Consider the following 17,010-nt stretch of genomic DNA (forward strand, 5'->3'; position numbering starts at 1 on the left):
AAAGAAAAATTTCAGCGTAATAAACCGCATTGCAACATCGGCACGATTGGTCACGTTGACCATGGCAAGACGACGTTGACGGCTGCGATCACGAAGGTTTTGGCAGAAACGGGCGGAGCCACGTTCTCCGGCTATGCCGACATCGACAAAGCTCCTGAAGAGCGCGCCCGCGGTATCACGATTTCGACCGCACACGTCGAATACACGACGGATGCGCGTCACTACGCCCACGTCGATTGCCCGGGTCACGCGGATTATGTGAAGAACATGATCACGGGTGCCGCGCAGATGGACGGTGGCATTTTGGTGGTTTCGGCTGCTGATGGCCCCATGCCGCAGACTCGCGAGCACATCTTGTTGGCGCGTCAGGTTGGCGTTCCGGCATTGGTCGTGTACATGAACAAAGTCGATCAGGTTGACGACGAAGAGTTGCTGGAACTGGTGGAAATGGAAATCCGCGAGTTGCTGTCCTCTTACGACTTCCCCGGCGATGATATTCCCATCGTTAAAGGCTCGGCTCTGGCCGCACTTGAAGGCCGTGACGACGAAATCGGCAAGAATTCCATTCTTGAACTGATGAAGGCCGTTGATGATTACATTCCGCAGCCTGACCGTCCGAAAGACAAGCCGTTCCTGATGCCGATCGAAGACGTGTTCTCGATTTCCGGCCGTGGCACGGTTGTGACCGGTCGTATCGAAAGCGGCGCTGTTAAAGTTGGCGAAGAAATCGAAATCGTCGGCTTGAAGCCCACCGTGAAGACGACCTGTACGGGCGTTGAAATGTTCCGCAAGCTGCTGGATTCCGGCGAAGCTGGCGACAACGTTGGTGTGTTGCTGCGTGGCACGGCGCGTGACGATGTTGAGCGTGGTCAGGTTTTGGCCAAGCCCGGTTCGATCACGCCGCACACCAAGTTCACGGCTGAAGCTTATATTTTGACGAAGGAAGAGGGTGGCCGTCACACGCCGTTCTTTACCAAGTACCGTCCGCAGTTCTATTTCCGCACCACCGACGTAACGGGCATGTGCACGTTGCCGGAAGGCACGGAAATGGTTATGCCGGGCGACAACATCGCTATGGAAGTCGAGCTGATTGCGCCGATCGCCATGGATGAAGGCTTGCGCTTCGCTATCCGTGAAGGCGGCCGCACCGTTGGTGCTGGCGTCGTCTCTAAGGTGATCGCTTAAACGCACTAGACATCCGGGCGGGAAGAGGGTAAACCCCACTTCCCGCCGCATCGGATTGCGGCAGGATGGGTTAACTCGTCCTGTCCTTTCCTTTTTTCGGCACGTTGCCTAAAAAAGGTTAGGTTTTGTAGGGGTATAGCTCAGTTGGTAGAGCGGCGGTCTCCAAAACCGCAGGTCGCGGGTTCGAACCCTGCTGCCCCTGCCATCCTTTTTGGCTCGCTTTTGTGGGTCGCGAAACGAAGAAAGAATAGGAATTATGGCGAAAACTACGCCCGCCAAGTTTGTTCAAGAAGTTCGACAGGAAACCGCAAAGGTAACCTGGCCGACCCGTCGTGAGACGGTGGTTTCCACCGCCACGGTGTTCGTCATGGCGATTTTGGCTGCCATATTTTTCTTCTTGGTCGACCAGTTGCTGTCGACCGGTGTTCGCTTAGTTTTGGGTATGGGGTCTTAAGTCATGGCTGCGAAGTGGTACGTTCTGCACGTCTATTCGGGCTTTGAAAAGAAAGTCTCGGCTTCAATTATTGAGCAGGCGCGTCAAGCTGGAATGGATGACAAGATCCTTCAGGTTTTGGTGCCCAGCGAAGAAGTGATCGAAGTGCGCCGGGGCTCTAAAGTCTCGTCAGAGCGCAAATTTTTCCCCGGTTACGTTCTGATTGAAATGGAACTGACCGACGAAGCATGGCATTTGGTGCAAAACACGCCCAAAGTCAGCGGTTTTTTGGGCACCAAAGAACGTCCGACGCCGATTTCGGCAGCGGAAGCTTTGCGCATCCAAAATCAGGTTCAAGAAGGCGTGGATCGTCCCAAGCCTTCAGTGGTTTACGAAATTGGCGACACGGTTCGGGTTGTGGACGGTCCGTTCACCTCGTTCAACGGCCAAGTTGAAGACGTTGATGAAGAACGCTCCCGCGTCAAGGTTGCGGTCAGCATTTTCGGTCGGTCGACGCCGGTGGAACTGGAATACGCCCAGGTCGAAAAGACCTAAAAGATTTTATCGTCCAGGCTGCACAACCCCAATTGGGGACGCTGTCGGGATTTAACGTGTGGGAGGCCAGCCATGGCTGCACCACGCACTCAGAAGACACAGAAGAACTGAGGTACTGAAATGGCTAAAAAAATTAAAGCACTTGTAAAGTTGCAAGTGAAGGCCGGGCAAGCAAACCCGTCCCCTCCCATCGGTCCGGCACTCGGCCAGGCTGGTTTGAACATTATGGAATTCTGCAAAGCGTTCAACGCGCAGACCCAGAACATGGAACCGGGTATGCCGATTCCCGTGGTGATCACGGCGTATCAGGATGCATCGTTCGATTTCATCACCAAAACACCGCCTGCCAGCTTCTTGCTGAAAAAGGCCGCTAAGATCACGTCGGGCGCCAAAACCACCGGCACCCAGATCGTCGGTTCCGTGACCATGGCTCAGTGCCGTGAAATTGCAGAAACGAAGATGGCTGATCTGAACGCTAACGACCTGGACGCCGCCGCGATTATGATCGTTGGCACCGCGCGCTCCATGGGTCTTGAAGTGCAGGGATAAGAACATGGCAAAGATTGGAAAGCGCGGCGCAGCCGCAAAAGCAACCGTAGACGCCGATAAGCACTACGAGCTCATCGAAGCCTTGAAGTTGGTCAAAAGCAACGCCACCGCCAAATTCGACGAAACCGTTGAAGTTGCCGTGAACCTGGGCGTCGATCCCAAGCACGCCGACCAGATGGTCCGCGGCATGGTGTCTTTGCCCAACGGCACCGGCAAAACCGTTCGTGTTGCTGTGTTCGCCAAGGGCGCCAAGGCCGAAGAAGCCAAAAAAGCCGGTGCCGAATTGGTGGGCGATGATGATTTGGCGGAAATGATCCAGAAGGGCGAAATGAACTTCGACCGCTGTATCGCAACGCCGGACATGATGATGGTTGTCGGTCGTTTGGGTAAGGTTCTGGGCCCGCGCGGCTTGATGCCGAACCCCAAGTTGGGCACCGTGACCCAAGACGTCGCTCAGGCGGTTAAAGACGCTAAAGGCGGCCAGATTGAATTCCGCGTTGAAAAATTAGGCATCATTCATGCCGGTGTGGGTAAAGCCAGCTTTGACGAAAAAGCCCTCGCCGAAAACGTGAAGGCCTTGATCGACGCCTTGAACAAAGCCAAGCCGTCTGGCGCTAAAGGGACTTACCTGAAGCGCGTGTCGCTCAGTTCCACCATGGGGCCGGGCGTCCGGTTGGACGTGCCCAATCTTTTGGGCGTGACCGCTTAAGGCTTTGTTTTAAGAGTTTGCTGACCCGCCCTGTTTTAGGGCGGGTGGGTGAAGAAAGTTTGCGGGGCATAGGCCTTTCAAGCTTTCGAGCCTGTCCAAGACCGTAGGTGCTTCACAATTTGGTGGAGTTTAAAGGGGAAACCCGCCTGCACAGACGGTGCAGATCCCGTTTAAGCGCCGCTCCTTTGGGGGCGTACGTCATAAACGGCTTGAACTGTTGCACTTGGCAGGTTGTCGAGCCCTTTACTCGAAACATCTGATGTTTTGGTTGAGGGGCAATTCGTGCAACGGCTTTTCCCATGATGGGAAAAGTTATTGAAACTGGAGACGACTGTGGACCGTACACAGAAAGAAGAACTGGTCTCTTCGCTTCACGAAACCTTCAGCGGCGCCGAAATGGTGGTCGTAACCCATAACCTGGGTTTGTCTGTGAAACAGATGGAGGCGCTGCGTGTGCAGCTTCGTGAAGCTGGAGCGAGCTTCAAAGTGACGAAAAACCGGCTCACGCGTCTCGCTCTCAAAGACACGAAGTTTGAGGGATTGGCTGACCTTTTCACCGGACCGACCGGCATTGCTTATAGCAATGACGCCGTCGCTGCGGCGAGAGTTTCGGTCAAGTTTGCCAAAGGCAACGACAAGTTCGTTGTTGTTGGTGGTGCTTTGGGTGCTGAAGCTTTGGACGTCGCTGGCGTTCAGGCTCTGGCCACTCTGCCGTCCCTTGATGAACTTCGTGGCAAGCTGGTTGGGCTTCTGCAGGCCCCTGCGACCAAAATCGCAGGTGTTCTTCAGGCTCCCGCCGGGCAGTTGGCGCGCGTTTGTAGCGCGTACGGCTCGCAGGGCTAAGTCGCGTATCTGGTTGACACAAACACAGGCAGTTCAAGCCTAAGGAGAATATGAATATGGCTAACATCGAACAGATCGCAGAAGACCTCTCTGCTCTGACCGTTATGGAAGCAGCCAATCTGGCTAAGCTTCTTGAAGAAAAATGGGGCGTTTCCGCCGCTGCTCCGGTTGCAGTTGCTGCTGCACCGGGCGCCGCTGTTGAAGCCGCCGAAGAAAAGACCGACTTTGACGTGATGTTGACCGCCGTTGGCGACAAAAAAATCAACGTCATTAAGGAAGTCCGCGCCATCACGGGTCTTGGCCTCAAAGAAGCCAAAGACTTGGTTGAAGGTGCACCTGGCGTCGTCAAAGAAGGCGTTGCCAAGGCTGAAGCCGAAGAAATCAAAAAGAAACTTGAAGAAGCCGGCGCAACCGTCGAACTCAAGTAATCTTATTGATTGCAAAAATCGGGTTTTGGCGGCGCTTGGATCTCTTTTGAGAGATTTAAGCGCCGTCACCTCCCACCGCTTGAAACCATCCGCCCGAATAGGCTTGCCGAAGCCGATAAAGTGGATGTGCTCAACGCCTCTCCGCGAGATTGATATGGGATCGGCATCCCAAGGTCATCCGCAGGGGGCGTTTTTGTATTTGGGGCCATCTGGTTTTGATGGTTGTCCGGTTTAAACATTTTGATTTTTATTGGCCCAATAGTGGGGTCGTCGAAAGAAACGAGGAAAATTCATGGCTACGTCGTTTACGGGTCGCATGCGTGTCCGCAAGGATTATGGGAAAATCCCCGCCGCGGTTGAAATGCCTAACCTGATTGAAGTGCAAAAGACGTCTTATGAGCATTTCTTGCAAAAGGACATCCCGGCTGCTGAGCGCACCGAGACGGGCCTGCAAGAAGTCTTTAAGTCAGTCTTCCCCATTGAAGATTTCTCTGGTCGCGGCACCCTTGAATATGTCGCGTTCGAATTCGAAGCCCCGAAGTACGACGTTGAGGAATGCCAACAACGTGGCATCACCTATGCCGCGCCGTTGAAAGTGACCTTGCGCCTGGTGGTGTGGGACATTGACGAAGAAACCGGTTCGAAGTCGGTTCGCGACATCAAAGAACAAGACGTCTACATGGGCGATATGCCGTTCATGACCGCCAACGGCACCTTTGTCGTCAACGGCACCGAGCGCGTGATCGTTTCTCAGATGCACCGTTCACCGGGCGTGTTCTTCGATCACGATAAGGGCAAGACCCATTCGTCCGGCAAGTATCTGTTCGCCGCGCGCGTGATCCCGTATCGCGGTTCCTGGTTGGACTTTGAATTCGACGCCAAGGACTTGGTCTACGTGCGTATCGATCGTCGCCGCAAACTGCCGGTCACGACGCTGTTGATGGCGTTGGACAATGACGAGACCGCCGAAAAGCGCGCCGCATTGAAAGCCAAGGGCGACAAAATCGATCCGATGGAAGCTGTCGGCATGTCGAAGGAAGACATCCTCGGTTACTTCTACGACCAGGTTGTCTACACCCGCATTAAAAAGGGTTGGAAGACGGCGTTTGACGCGCAACGTTTGCGCGGCGCGAAGCTGACCAAAGACCTGATCAACGCCAAGACCGGCAAGGTCGTCGCCGAAGCGGGCGAAAAAATGACCCCGCGCGCGTTGAAAAAACTCGATGAAACCAAGCTCACGGAAATCCTTGTCAGCAGCGAAGAACTGATCGGTTCTTATGCCGCGGAAGATCTCTTCAGCGAAGCAACCGGCGAAATCTACGCGGAATCGGGCGAAGAAATCACCGAAGCCGCCATCGAAGCGCTTGAAGCTGCGGGCGTCACCGAAATCAAAGTTCTGGCCATCGATCACGTGAACGTTGGCCCGTACATCCGCAACACCTTGGCGGTTGATAAAAACACTTCGCGCGAAGAAGCGTTGATCGACATTTATCGCGTCATGCGTCCGGGCGAACCGCCAACGTTGGAAACGGCTGAAAACCTGTTTACCTCGTTGTTCTTCGACTCTGAGCGTTATGACCTGTCCACCGTCGGTCGGGTGAAGATGAACTCGCGTCTCGGTTTTGAAACCGAAGACAGCCTGCGTGTTTTGCGCCGTGAAGACGTCCTTGAAATCGTCCGTGTGTTGGTCGAATTGAAAGACGGTCGTGGCGACATTGATGACATCGATAACTTGGGTAACCGTCGTGTGCGCTCGGTCGGTGAATTGATGGAAAACCAGTATCGTGTTGGCTTGTTGCGCATGGAACGCGCCATTCGCGAACGCATGAGCTCGGTCGAAATCGACACCGTCATGCCGCACGATTTGATCAACGCCAAACCGGCTTCGGCTGCGGTGCGTGAATTCTTCGGCTCTTCGCAGCTGTCGCAGTTTATGGATCAAACCAACCCGTTGTCGGAAGTCACCCACAAGCGTCGCCTGTCAGCGCTTGGACCGGGCGGCTTGACCCGTGAGCGTGCCGGTTTTGAAGTGCGCGACGTGCACCCCACCCACTATGGACGCATCTGCCCGATTGAAACCCCTGAAGGTCCGAACATCGGTCTGATCAACTCGTTGGCAACCTTTGCCGTGGTCAACAAGTACGGCTTCATCGAAAGCCCGTATCGTAAAGTTGAAAACGGCAAGTTGACCGGCGAAGTGTTTTACATGTCGGCGATGGAAGAAAGCCGCTACGTGATCGCCCAGGCGAACGCGAAGCTGGATGCCAACCAAAAGTTCACCGAAGACATGGTGTCATGCCGTAAAGCCGGCGACTTCGTGATGGTGAACCCTGAGCACATCGAATACATCGACGTGTCGCCGAAACAGTTGGTGTCCGTTGCGACGGCGCTGATCCCGTTCTTGGAAAACGATGACGCGAACCGCGCCCTGATGGGTTCGAACATGATGCGTCAGGCGGTTCCGTTGCTTCAAGCCGAAGCGCCGCTGGTCGGCACCGGCATGGAAGAAACGGTGGCCCGTGATTCCGGTGCTGTGATCACAGCCAAGCGTACCGGTGTGGTTGACCAAGTGGACGCAACACGTATCGTTGTGCGCGCCACGGAAGAAACCTCAACGGCGGCTTCTGGCGTTGATATCTACAACCTGTTGAAGTTCCAACGCTCCAACCAAAACACCTGCTTGCACCAAAAACCTTTGGTGAAAATGGGTGACATTGTGGTTGCCGGCGACACCATCGCTGACGGCCCGTCCACCGAATTGGGGGAATTGGCGTTGGGCAAAAACGTGCTGGTCGCGTTTATGCCGTGGAATGGCTACAACTTCGAAGATTCGATTTTGATCTCTGAGCGCATCGTGCGTGACGACGTGTTTACCTCGATCCACATCGAAGAATTCGAAGTCATGGCGCGTGACACCAAGTTGGGTCAGGAAGAAATCACCCGCGACATTCCCAACGTCGGTGAAGAAGCCCTGAAGAACCTGGACGAAGCCGGTATCGTTTACATCGGTGCGGAAATCAAACCGGGTGACATTTTGGTCGGCAAAGTGACGCCAAAGGGTGAAAGCCCCATGACGCCGGAAGAAAAACTGCTGCGCGCAATCTTTGGCGAAAAAGCCACCGACGTGCGTGACACGTCGCTGCGTCTGCCGCCGGGTGTTGCCGGAACGGTCGTCGAAGTTCGTGTGTTCAACCGTCGCGGTGTCGATAAAGACGAACGTGCGTTGGCGATTGAACGTGACGAAATCGAACGTTTGGCCAAAGATCGCGACGACGAACGCGCGATCTTGGAACGCAGCTTCTCTTCGCGTTTGCAAGACTTGCTGTTGCGTAAAAAAGTCGTCTCTGGTCCCAAGGGCATCAAAGAAGACATGGTCATCACCGAAGAACTGTTGGCCGAATACACACCGGGCCAGCAGGCTCAGATCGTTGTCGGCAATGATAAGGTGATGAAGGACGTCGAAGCGCTGAAAGGCCAATTCGAAGAATCCATCGCCGCATTGCAATCACGTTTTGAAGACAAGGTCGACAAGCTGCAACGCGGCGACGACCTGGCTCCGGGCGTGATGAAAATGGTCAAAGTCTTCGTCGCGGTGAAGCGCAAGCTGCAACCGGGTGACAAGATGGCTGGCCGTCATGGCAACAAGGGTGTTATCTCGCGCATTATGCCTTCGGAAGACATGCCTTATCTGGAAGACGGACGTCCGGTGGACATCGTGTTGAACCCGTTGGGTGTGCCGTCGCGTATGAACGTTGGGCAGATTCTCGAAACTCACTTGGGCTGGGCCTGTGCAGGCATCGGCATCCAAATTGGTGAAATGGCCGACGCCATTAAGAACAAGGGTGAAGATACGTCTAAACTTCGCGCCAAGCTTAAGGCGGTCTATACCCCGGCTGAATTCGAAGAAAAAATCAATCCCTTGGATGATACCCAGTTGATGGCCATGGCCGCCAACTTGCGCAAAGGTGTGCCGATTGGTACGCCAGTCTTCGACGGCGCGCATGAAATCGATGTGTCCGACATGTTGACCGAAGCTGGTCTACCGACATCCGGTCAGATGACCTTGATCGATGGCCGTACCGGTGAAGTCTTCGACCGTCCGGTTACGGTTGGTTACATCTATATGCTGAAACTGCATCACTTGGTTGATGATAAGATCCACGCGCGCTCGATCGGGCCGTATTCGTTGGTCACGCAGCAGCCGCTGGGTGGTAAGGCGCAGTTCGGTGGTCAGCGCTTTGGTGAAATGGAAGTGTGGGCGCTGGAAGCTTATGGCGCTGCATACACCCTGCAGGAAATGCTCACCGTTAAGTCGGATGATGTTTCTGGCCGTACCAAGGTTTACGAAGCGATTGTGCGTGGTGATGACAACTTCGAGGCCGGTGTGCCGGAATCCTTTAACGTTCTCGTCAAAGAACTTCAGGCTCTCGGCCTGAACGTTGACTTGAACTGATCTGACCCGGAATTGAGGAGTAATTGAAATGAACGAACTCACAAAGTTTTTCGGGCAGGTCAGCGGGACCCAGCGTTTTGATTCGATCCAGATTAAGATCGCGTCGCCGGAACAAATCCGCGCCTGGTCTTTTGGCGAAATCAAAAAGCCTGAAACCATCAACTACCGGACCTTTAAGCCGGAACGCGACGGCCTGTTCTGTGCGCGTATCTTTGGCCCGGTAAAAGATTACGAATGCTTGTGCGGCAAATACAAACGCATGAAGTACAAGGGCATCACCTGCGAAAAATGTGGCGTTGAAGTGACGTTGCAAAAGGTCCGTCGCGAACGCATGGGCCACATTGAACTGGCATCGCCGGTGGCGCACATCTGGTTCATGAAGTCCTTGCCAAGCCGCATCGGTTTGCTGCTCGACATGACGTTGAAAGATCTCGAGCGGGTGTTGTACTTTGAAAACTACGTCGTCGTCGAACCCGGCCTGACGCCGCTGAAGCAAAACGAACTGTTGAGCGAAGACGCTTATCAGATCGCGGTTGATGAGTATGGCGTGGACGCGTTCACCGTCGGCATCGGTGCAGAAGCTCTGCGCGATATGTTGTCGGAAATCGATCTTGAAGACGAACTTGAAGTGCTCAAAGTCGATCTGAAAGAAACCACTTCGGAAGCCAAGCGCAAAAAGTTGGTGAAGCGTTTGAAGCTGGTCGAAGCCTTCATCGCTTCGGGCTCGCGTCCGGAATGGATGATCTTGGAAGTCGTTCCGGTCATTCCGCCTGAACTGCGCCCGTTGGTGCCGTTGGACGGTGGCCGTTTTGCGACGTCCGATCTCAACGATTTGTATCGTCGCGTGATCAACCGCAACAACCGTCTCAAGCGCCTGATCGAATTGCGCGCACCGGAAATCATCGTGCGCAACGAAAAGCGCATGTTGCAGGAATCCGTGGATGCGCTGTTCGACAACGGTCGTCGTGGTCGCGCCATCACGGGCGCCAACAAGCGTCCGTTGAAGTCCTTGTCTGACATGCTCAAAGGCAAGCAAGGTCGCTTCCGTCAGAACTTGTTGGGTAAACGCGTCGATTACTCGGGTCGTTCGGTTATCGTGGTGGGGCCGGAATTGATGCTCCATCAGTGCGGCTTGCCGAAGAAGATGGCGTTGGAACTTTTCAAACCGTTCATCTATTCCAAGCTGGAACTCTATGGCTACGCCACCACCATTAAGGCGGCCAAGCGCATGCTTGAAAAAGAACGTCCTGAAGTTTGGGACATCTTGGAAGAGGTCATCCGCGAACATCCCGTGATGTTGAACCGCGCACCGACCTTGCACCGTTTGGGCATCCAGGCGTTCGAACCGAAACTCATTGAAGGTAAGGCCATCCAGCTGCACCCGCTGGTGTGCGCCGCGTTCAACGCCGACTTCGACGGTGACCAAATGGCCGTGCACGTTCCGCTGAGCTTGGAAGCCCAGTTGGAAGCGCGTGTGCTGATGATGTCGACCAACAACATCTTGTCGCCTGCCAACGGCAAACCGATCATCGTGCCGTCTCAAGATATCATCTTGGGTCTGTACTACATGACCATGTTGCGTGAAAACGAACCCGGTGAAGGCATGATGTTTGCCGACATGGGCGAAGTCCAACACGCTCTTGATGCCGGGGTGCTGTCGCTGCACGCCAAAATCATCGCGCGCTATCATGGCGTCGATGAAAATGGCGATCCCAAGGTCTACCGTGTGGACACCACTCCGGGCCGCTTGATGGTTTCCGAAGTGCTGCCGAAGCATCCGAAAATTCCGTTCTCCTTGATCAACACGCTGTTGACCAAAAAAGAAATCACCAACGTCATCGACGTTGTTTACCGTCATGGCGGTCAGAAAGAGACGGTTATCTTTGCAGATCGGATCATGGGTCTGGGCTTTGCCAACGCGTGCCGTGCTGGCATTTCGTTCGGTAAAGACGATCTGATTATCCCGGACGCCAAAGGCAAGCTGGTCGGCGATACCGAAGCGAAAGCCAAGGAATACGAACAGCAGTACCAAGACGGTCTGATCACCCAGGGCGAAAAATACAACAAGGTTGTTGATGCCTGGGCGCATTGTACCGATCAAGTGTCGGACGAAATGATGAAGGTGATTTCGGCGGATCGGCCGGGTGAACCCGTCAACTCGGTTTACATGATGGCGCATTCCGGTGCGCGTGGTTCTGTCGCCCAGATGAAACAGCTGGCGGGTATGCGCGGTCTGATGGCCAAGCCGTCCGGTGAAATCATCGAAACGCCGATTATTTCCAACTTTAAAGAAGGCCTGACGGTGTTGGAGTACTTTAACTCCACCCACGGTGCCCGTAAGGGTCTGGCCGATACCGCGTTGAAGACGGCGAACTCGGGTTATCTCACCCGTCGTTTGGTTGACGTGGCACAAGATTGCATCGTCTATGAAGAAGACTGCGGTACCGATATTGTCATCACCGTTTCGTCGGTGGTGCAGGGCGGTGAAGTTGTCGTCGACATTGGCGAGCAGGTTTTGGGCCGCACCTTGGGCGAAGACGCCATCCACCCGATTACCGGCGAACTGCTGGTGAAAAAAGGTGTGTTGGTGACGGAGCCGGAAGCTGCACTGTTGACCGAAGCCGAAATCGAAAACCTGAAGGTGCGTTCACCGCTGACTTGCGAAAGCAAAGTCGGCATCTGCGCCACCTGTTACGGTCGCGATTTGGCCCGTGGTACACGCGTCAACTTGGGCGAGGCTGTCGGCGTTATGGCGGCCCAGTCCATTGGCGAGCCGGGCACCCAGCTGACCATGCGTACGTTCCACATCGGTGGCGCCGCGCAGAAGGGCTCTGAGCAGTCCTTCATCGAAGCGGGCTTTGACGGTAAGGTCAAACTGATCAGTTGCCAGACGGTTAAAAACTCCGACGGCGTTCAGGTGGTCATGAGCCGTAATGCTGAATTGTTGATGATCGACGACCAAGACCGCGAACGGATGCGTCAGCGTATTCCGTACGGTGCCAAGTTGTTGGTCAAAGACAAAGCGGTCGTTGAACGCACCGCAAAGCTGGCCGAATGGGATCCGTACACATTGCCGATCATCACCGAAAAAGACGGTGCTGTGAGCTACTTGGATCTCGTCGAAGGCGTGTCTTTGATGGAGCAAATGGACGAAGCCACGGGCTTGTCGTCCAAGGTCGTGGTGGATTGGAAGTCCCAGCCGAAGGGTACCGATTTGAAGCCGCGCTTGACCCTGCGGGACAAAAAGGGCGAAGTGATCCTTCTGGAAGACGGTCAGGAAGCACGTTATTACCTGCCTGTGGACGCGGTTCTGTCGGTCGAAAACGGTCAAACGGTTCACGCCGGCGACACCATGGCGCGTATCCCGCGTGAAAGCGCCAAGACCCGTGACATTACCGGCGGTCTGCCGCGCGTTGCGGAATTGTTTGAAGCCCGTAAGCCCAAAGACTATGCGATCATCTCTGAAATCGATGGCCGTGTTGAATTTGGCAAGGACTACAAGAACAAGCGCCGCGTCATCGTGGTGTCTGCGGAAGATGACGTCGAACCTAAAGAATACCTGATCCCCAAAGGCAAGCACTTGGCCGTTCAAGAAGGCGATTATGTGCAAAAGGGCGATCCGTTGATGGATGGCAACCCCGTTCCGCACGATATTCTCGCGGTTATGGGGGTCGAAGCGCTGGCCGAATACCTGGTGAACGAAATCCAGGAGGTCTATCGCTTGCAAGGTGTGAAAATCAACGACAAGCACATCGAGGTGATTTCTCGCCAGATGTTGCAAAAGGTTGAAATCACCGATCCCGGCGACACCACCTATTTGGTGGGCGAGCTGGCCGACAAGTCTGAATTCGAAAAGGTCAACGCCAAGGTCATCGAAGCCGGGGAGCGTCCGGCTGTCGCCGATCCGGTGTTGCAGGGCATCACCAAGGCCTCCTTGCAGACCCAGTCGTTCATTTCTGCCGCATCGTTCCAAGAAACCACCCGCGTGCTGACCGAGGCTGCCGTTTCGGGCAAAATCGACACGCTGATCGGTCTCAAGGAAAACGTCATCGTCGGGCGTTTGATCCCGGCGGGTACCGGTTCGGTGATGAACAACTTCCGCTCCATCGCCGCCGATCGCGACGAAGAGCTGATGGCCAACGCTGGGCCGGACGAACTGGAAGAGCAGGGCTTGCCCTCGGTCGACCTGATGCCGACCCCTCTGCCGGGCGGTGCTGCGGCGTCTGACGGCGAATAACATCGAAACGAAGTTCATGAACACCGTTTCATAGCTTTATGAGAAAAACCCCGGTCATCGCTGATCGGGGTTTTTTCTCGCCTTGGGCCACGCCTTAGAGGTGTTGCGCCCTTAACCCTGGACGCAGTCTTGGGTAAAAGCAGTCCAAAACCAGCACTCAAAGCCTGTCAACGCTTTATGACACCCCAGATATTGCTTTTTTTTGACAAAATATGGGATTCGTCAGATGTGGGGATCTGGCTCTGGGGAGCCGATTTGCGGTTCTTACAAAATATTGACTGTATGGGGTTTAAAGTTACTCCGCATACTACATTTAGGTAATGATCATAAACTGCTGATGTATGCATATTCTTTGCTTGACGGCGTATGGCACCGTGCATAGTATGCGCCACTCTTCAGGGGTTTGGTGGTGAGCTCGAAAGTCTTCAGGAATACGGAGACTGGGCGGTTCAGACGCTGCGTCTTGAAGTTAACGCGTTGCAAATTTGAAGCCCATTTGGGCATGAATTGACCGCCAAGTGCCAGGATTACCACCCTGTTCTGGCCACGTCGGTCTTTTGTCGCACCGGAAAGCCGCCTTGCCATCAAGGTAAACGGCTAGGTTTCCGGTGCATATGTAATGGAAAGAACGGTATGCCAACGATTAACCAGTTGATCCGCAAGCCTCGCAAGGCCCCGCGTGAGACAAGTAACGTTCCCGCCCTGAAGGCTTGCCCTCAGAAGCGCGGCGTGTGCACTCGTGTGTATACGACCACTCCGAAGAAGCCTAACTCGGCCCTTCGTAAGGTCGCCCGTGTGCGCCTGACCAATGGTTTTGAAGTCACCAGCTACATTCCGGGTGAAGGTCATAACCTTCAAGAGCACTCTGTCGTGATGATCCGCGGCGGCCGTGTGAAGGATCTTCCCGGTGTGCGCTATCACATCATTCGCGGCACGTTGGATACGCAAGGCGTTTCCAGTCGTCGTCAACGTCGTTCCAAATACGGCGCTAAGCGTCCGAAGTAAGGTAGAGGTACTCGAGAGATGTCCCGTCGCCACGCAGCAGAAAAACGCGAAATTCTTCCCGACGCCAAATTTGGCGATCTGGTTGTCACCAAATTCATGAACAGCTTGATGCTGGACGGCAAAAAGTCCGCCGCTGAAGGTATCGTTTATGGCGCTTTTGATTTGATGGAAAGCAAAGCCAAGAGCGATCCTCTGGTCATGTTCCATGAAGCCATTGATAACGTTAAGCCGTCTGTCGAGGTTCGTTCTCGTCGTGTTGGTGGTGCGACCTATCAGGTTCCCGTTGAAGTCCGCGCCTCGCGCCGTCAGGCTTTGGCAATCCGCTGGATTGTTGAAATGACCCGCAAGCGTTCCGAAAACACCATGGTTGAACGCCTTTCGGGCGAGCTTCTGGATGCTTCTCAGAACCGCGGTGCCGCTGTGAAAAAGCGTGAAGACACTCATAAGATGGCAGAGGCTAACAAAGCCTTCTCCCATTATCGTTGGTAAGGACCGTCTAAGATGGCACGCAAAACAGCCCTCAATATGTACCGCAATATCGGTATTATGGCGCACATCGACGCCGGCAAAACGACGACCACCGAACGTATTTTGTACTACACCGGCAAGTCCTATAAAATCGGCGAAGTCCACGACGGCGCTGCGACCATGGATTGGATGGAACAAGAACAAGAACGCGGTATCACGATCACGTCCGCTGCGACCACGTGTTTCTGGCGCGACCACCAGATCAACATCATCGACACCCCGGGCCACGTTGACTTCACCATTGAAGTTGAACGTTCCTTGCGCGTGCTTGATGGCGCAGTGACGGTGTTTGACTCGGTTGCCGGTGTTGAGCCGCAATCCGAAACCGTTTGGCGTCAGGCCGACAAGTACCACGTGCCGCGCATGTGTTTCGTCAACAAAATGGACCGCACCGGTGCTGACTTCTATCGCTGTGTCGATATGATGGTGACCCGTTTGGGTGCACGTCCGTTGGTGTGTCAGCTGCCGATCGGCGCCGAAGACACCTTTAAAGGTGTTATCGATCTGCTCGGCAACCGGGCCATCATTTGGGACGAAGAAAACCTCGGTGCGGCCTTCCACGACGAAGAAATTCCCGCCGATATGGCTGAAAAAGCCGCTGAATACCGTATGCAGTTGATCGAAATGGCCGTCGAACAAGACGACGCCGCCATGGAAGCGTACCTGGAAGGCAATGAGCCTGACGTCGCAACGTTGAACAAATGCATCCGCAAGGGCACCATCGCCGGTGATTTCGTACCGGTTTTGTGTGGCACTGCCTTTAAGAACAAGGGTGTGCAGCCGTTGCTGGACGCTGTTGTCGATTATCTGCCGAGCCCGGTTGAAGTTCCCGACATTCGTGGCGTGAAAATGGGCACCGAAGAAGAAATCGTGCGCAAAAGCTCCGATGAAGAACCCTTTGCGGCTTTGGCATTCAAGATCATGAACGATCCGTTCGTTGGTTCCTTGACATTCTGCCGTATTTATTCGGGCGTTCTGGAAACCGGTACTGCGGTTCTCAACTCGGTCAAAGACAAGCGCGAGCGCGTTGGTCGTATGTTGGAAATGCACTCCAACTCTCGCGTTGACGTTAAAGAATGTCGCGCAGGCGATATCATCGCTTTGGCTGGCCTCAAAGACACCACCACGGGCGATACCCTGTGCGCAACGACCAATCCGGTTATCCTGGAACGCATGGATTTCCCGGAACCCGTTATTGAAGTCGCCGTTGAACCGAAGACCAAAGCCGATCAAGAAAAGATGGGTGTTGCTCTGGCGCGTTTGGCTGCTGAAGATCCGTCCTTCCGCGTTTCGTCCGATGGCGAAAGCGGTCAGACCGTGATTAAAGGCATGGGCGAATTGCACTTGGACATTATCGTCGATCGCATGCGTCGCGAATTTAAGGTTGAAGCCAACGTTGGTGCGCCGCAGGTTGCCTATCGCGAAAGCATCTCCAAGGCGTATGACATTGATTACACCCACAAAAAGCAGTCTGGTGGTTCGGGGCAGTATGCTCGCGTCAAGATGACGTTTGAACCTTCAGAGCCGGGTGCAGGCTTTGTTTTCGAAAGCAAAGTTGTCGGCGGTAACGTGCCGAAGGAATACATCCCAGGTGTTGAAAAAGGCTTGAAAAGCGCCATCGATACGGGCGTTCTCGCCGGTTTCCCGGTGATTGATTTCAAGGCGACTTTGACCGACGGCGCGTATCACGACGTTGACTCCTCTGTTCTGGCCTTCGAAATTGCGGCTCGCGCTGCTTTCCGTGAAGGCTGTAAACAGGCTGGCCCGAAATTGCTCGAGCCGATCATGAACGTCGAAGTCGTGACCCCGGAAGAATACATGGGCGATATCATCGGCGATCTGAACTCGCGTCGCGGTCAGATCGGCGAAATGGAACAACGCGCTAATGCGCGCGTCATTACCGCAATGGTGCCGCTGGCCAACATGTTTGGCTACATCAACACCTTGCGTTCGATGTCTCAGGGCCGTGCCCAATACAGCATGCAGTTTGCAAACTACGCCGAAGTCCCGTCGCAGGTTGCTTTGGAAATCCAAACCAAGCTTGCCGGTTGATCAACCGGTTCGTATGGAGAGAGAAAAATGGCT

At 54.5% G+C, this 17,010-nt stretch carries 12 protein-coding genes and 1 tRNA gene; all 13 read left to right on the forward strand.

All coding sequences use genetic code 11. The annotated features are described in order from the left end of the window. Positions 1-1,185: elongation factor Tu (gene tuf, locus BEN30_RS12905; RefSeq protein WP_069958746.1), on the forward strand; the 1,185-nt coding region annotated here is incomplete at its 5' end. 129 nt (positions 1,186-1,314) lie between these two features. Continuing rightward, a tRNA-Trp gene (locus BEN30_RS12910) sits at positions 1,315-1,390 on the forward strand. A 51-nt stretch (positions 1,391-1,441) separates the two neighbouring features. Next, positions 1,442-1,639: a preprotein translocase subunit SecE gene (gene secE, locus BEN30_RS12915; RefSeq protein WP_211563404.1), complete on the forward strand. Its 198-nt coding sequence runs from the start codon at positions 1,442-1,444 to the stop codon at positions 1,637-1,639. A gap of 3 nt (positions 1,640-1,642) precedes the next feature. Further along, complete coding sequence (gene nusG, locus BEN30_RS12920) at positions 1,643-2,173, forward strand: transcription termination/antitermination protein NusG (protein ID WP_069958747.1); 531 nt, start codon at positions 1,643-1,645, stop codon at positions 2,171-2,173. Between the two features lie 120 nt (positions 2,174-2,293). After that, positions 2,294-2,722: a 50S ribosomal protein L11 gene (gene rplK, locus BEN30_RS12925; RefSeq protein ID WP_069958748.1), complete on the forward strand. Its 429-nt coding sequence runs from the start codon at positions 2,294-2,296 to the stop codon at positions 2,720-2,722. A 4-nt stretch (positions 2,723-2,726) separates the two neighbouring features. Beyond that, entirely contained in the window at positions 2,727-3,431 is a 705-nt protein-coding gene (gene rplA, locus BEN30_RS12930) for a 50S ribosomal protein L1 (protein ID WP_069958749.1), read from the forward strand. Positions 3,432-3,764: 333 nt separating this feature from the next. Beyond that, entirely contained in the window at positions 3,765-4,274 is a 510-nt protein-coding gene (gene rplJ / locus BEN30_RS12935; RefSeq protein WP_069958750.1) for a 50S ribosomal protein L10, read from the forward strand. 56 nt (positions 4,275-4,330) lie between these two features. Beyond that, positions 4,331-4,702, forward strand: a complete 372-nt coding sequence (gene rplL / locus BEN30_RS12940; RefSeq protein WP_069958757.1) for a 50S ribosomal protein L7/L12 — start codon at positions 4,331-4,333, stop codon at positions 4,700-4,702. A 292-nt stretch (positions 4,703-4,994) separates the two neighbouring features. Beyond that, the gene (gene rpoB / locus BEN30_RS12945) at positions 4,995-9,155 is read left to right on the forward strand and encodes a DNA-directed RNA polymerase subunit beta (RefSeq protein WP_069958751.1); all 4,161 of its coding nucleotides are present in this window, start codon (positions 4,995-4,997) and stop codon (positions 9,153-9,155) included. 28 nt (positions 9,156-9,183) lie between these two features. Next, positions 9,184-13,392, forward strand: a complete 4,209-nt coding sequence (gene rpoC / locus BEN30_RS12950) for a DNA-directed RNA polymerase subunit beta' (protein WP_069958752.1) — start codon at positions 9,184-9,186, stop codon at positions 13,390-13,392. A 633-nt stretch (positions 13,393-14,025) separates the two neighbouring features. Next, a complete protein-coding gene (gene rpsL, locus BEN30_RS12955) occupies positions 14,026-14,397 on the forward strand; it encodes a 30S ribosomal protein S12 (protein ID WP_069958753.1) in 372 nt (123 codons plus the stop codon). 18 nt (positions 14,398-14,415) lie between these two features. Continuing rightward, complete coding sequence (gene rpsG, locus BEN30_RS12960) at positions 14,416-14,886, forward strand: 30S ribosomal protein S7 (protein WP_069958754.1); 471 nt, start codon at positions 14,416-14,418, stop codon at positions 14,884-14,886. Positions 14,887-14,898: 12 nt separating this feature from the next. Continuing rightward, positions 14,899-16,977, forward strand: coding sequence for an elongation factor G (gene fusA / locus BEN30_RS12965; RefSeq protein ID WP_069958755.1), 2,079 nt, complete (start codon positions 14,899-14,901; stop codon positions 16,975-16,977). Positions 16,978-17,010 lie beyond the last annotated feature (33 nt).

The organism is Magnetovibrio blakemorei (assembly GCF_001746755.1).
GTDB lineage: Bacteria > Pseudomonadota > Alphaproteobacteria > Rhodospirillales > Magnetovibrionaceae > Magnetovibrio > Magnetovibrio blakemorei.

Bases quoted from the DNA above. Each gene is read 5' to 3' on its own strand.
- secE (WP_211563404.1), top strand. From the start codon at position 1,442: ATGGCGAAAACTACGCCCGCCAAGTTTGTTCAAGAAGTTCGACAGGAA.
- nusG (WP_069958747.1), top strand. From the start codon at position 1,643: ATGGCTGCGAAGTGGTACGTTCTGCACGTCTATTCGGGCTTTGAAAAG.
- rplK (WP_069958748.1), top strand. From the start codon at position 2,294: ATGGCTAAAAAAATTAAAGCACTTGTAAAGTTGCAAGTGAAGGCCGGG.
- rplA (WP_069958749.1), top strand. From the start codon at position 2,727: ATGGCAAAGATTGGAAAGCGCGGCGCAGCCGCAAAAGCAACCGTAGAC.
- rplL (WP_069958757.1), top strand. From the start codon at position 4,331: ATGGCTAACATCGAACAGATCGCAGAAGACCTCTCTGCTCTGACCGTT.
- rpoB (WP_069958751.1), top strand. From the start codon at position 4,995: ATGGCTACGTCGTTTACGGGTCGCATGCGTGTCCGCAAGGATTATGGG.
- rpoC (WP_069958752.1), top strand. From the start codon at position 9,184: ATGAACGAACTCACAAAGTTTTTCGGGCAGGTCAGCGGGACCCAGCGT.
- rpsL (WP_069958753.1), top strand. From the start codon at position 14,026: ATGCCAACGATTAACCAGTTGATCCGCAAGCCTCGCAAGGCCCCGCGT.
- rpsG (WP_069958754.1), top strand. From the start codon at position 14,416: ATGTCCCGTCGCCACGCAGCAGAAAAACGCGAAATTCTTCCCGACGCC.
- fusA (WP_069958755.1), top strand. From the start codon at position 14,899: ATGGCACGCAAAACAGCCCTCAATATGTACCGCAATATCGGTATTATG.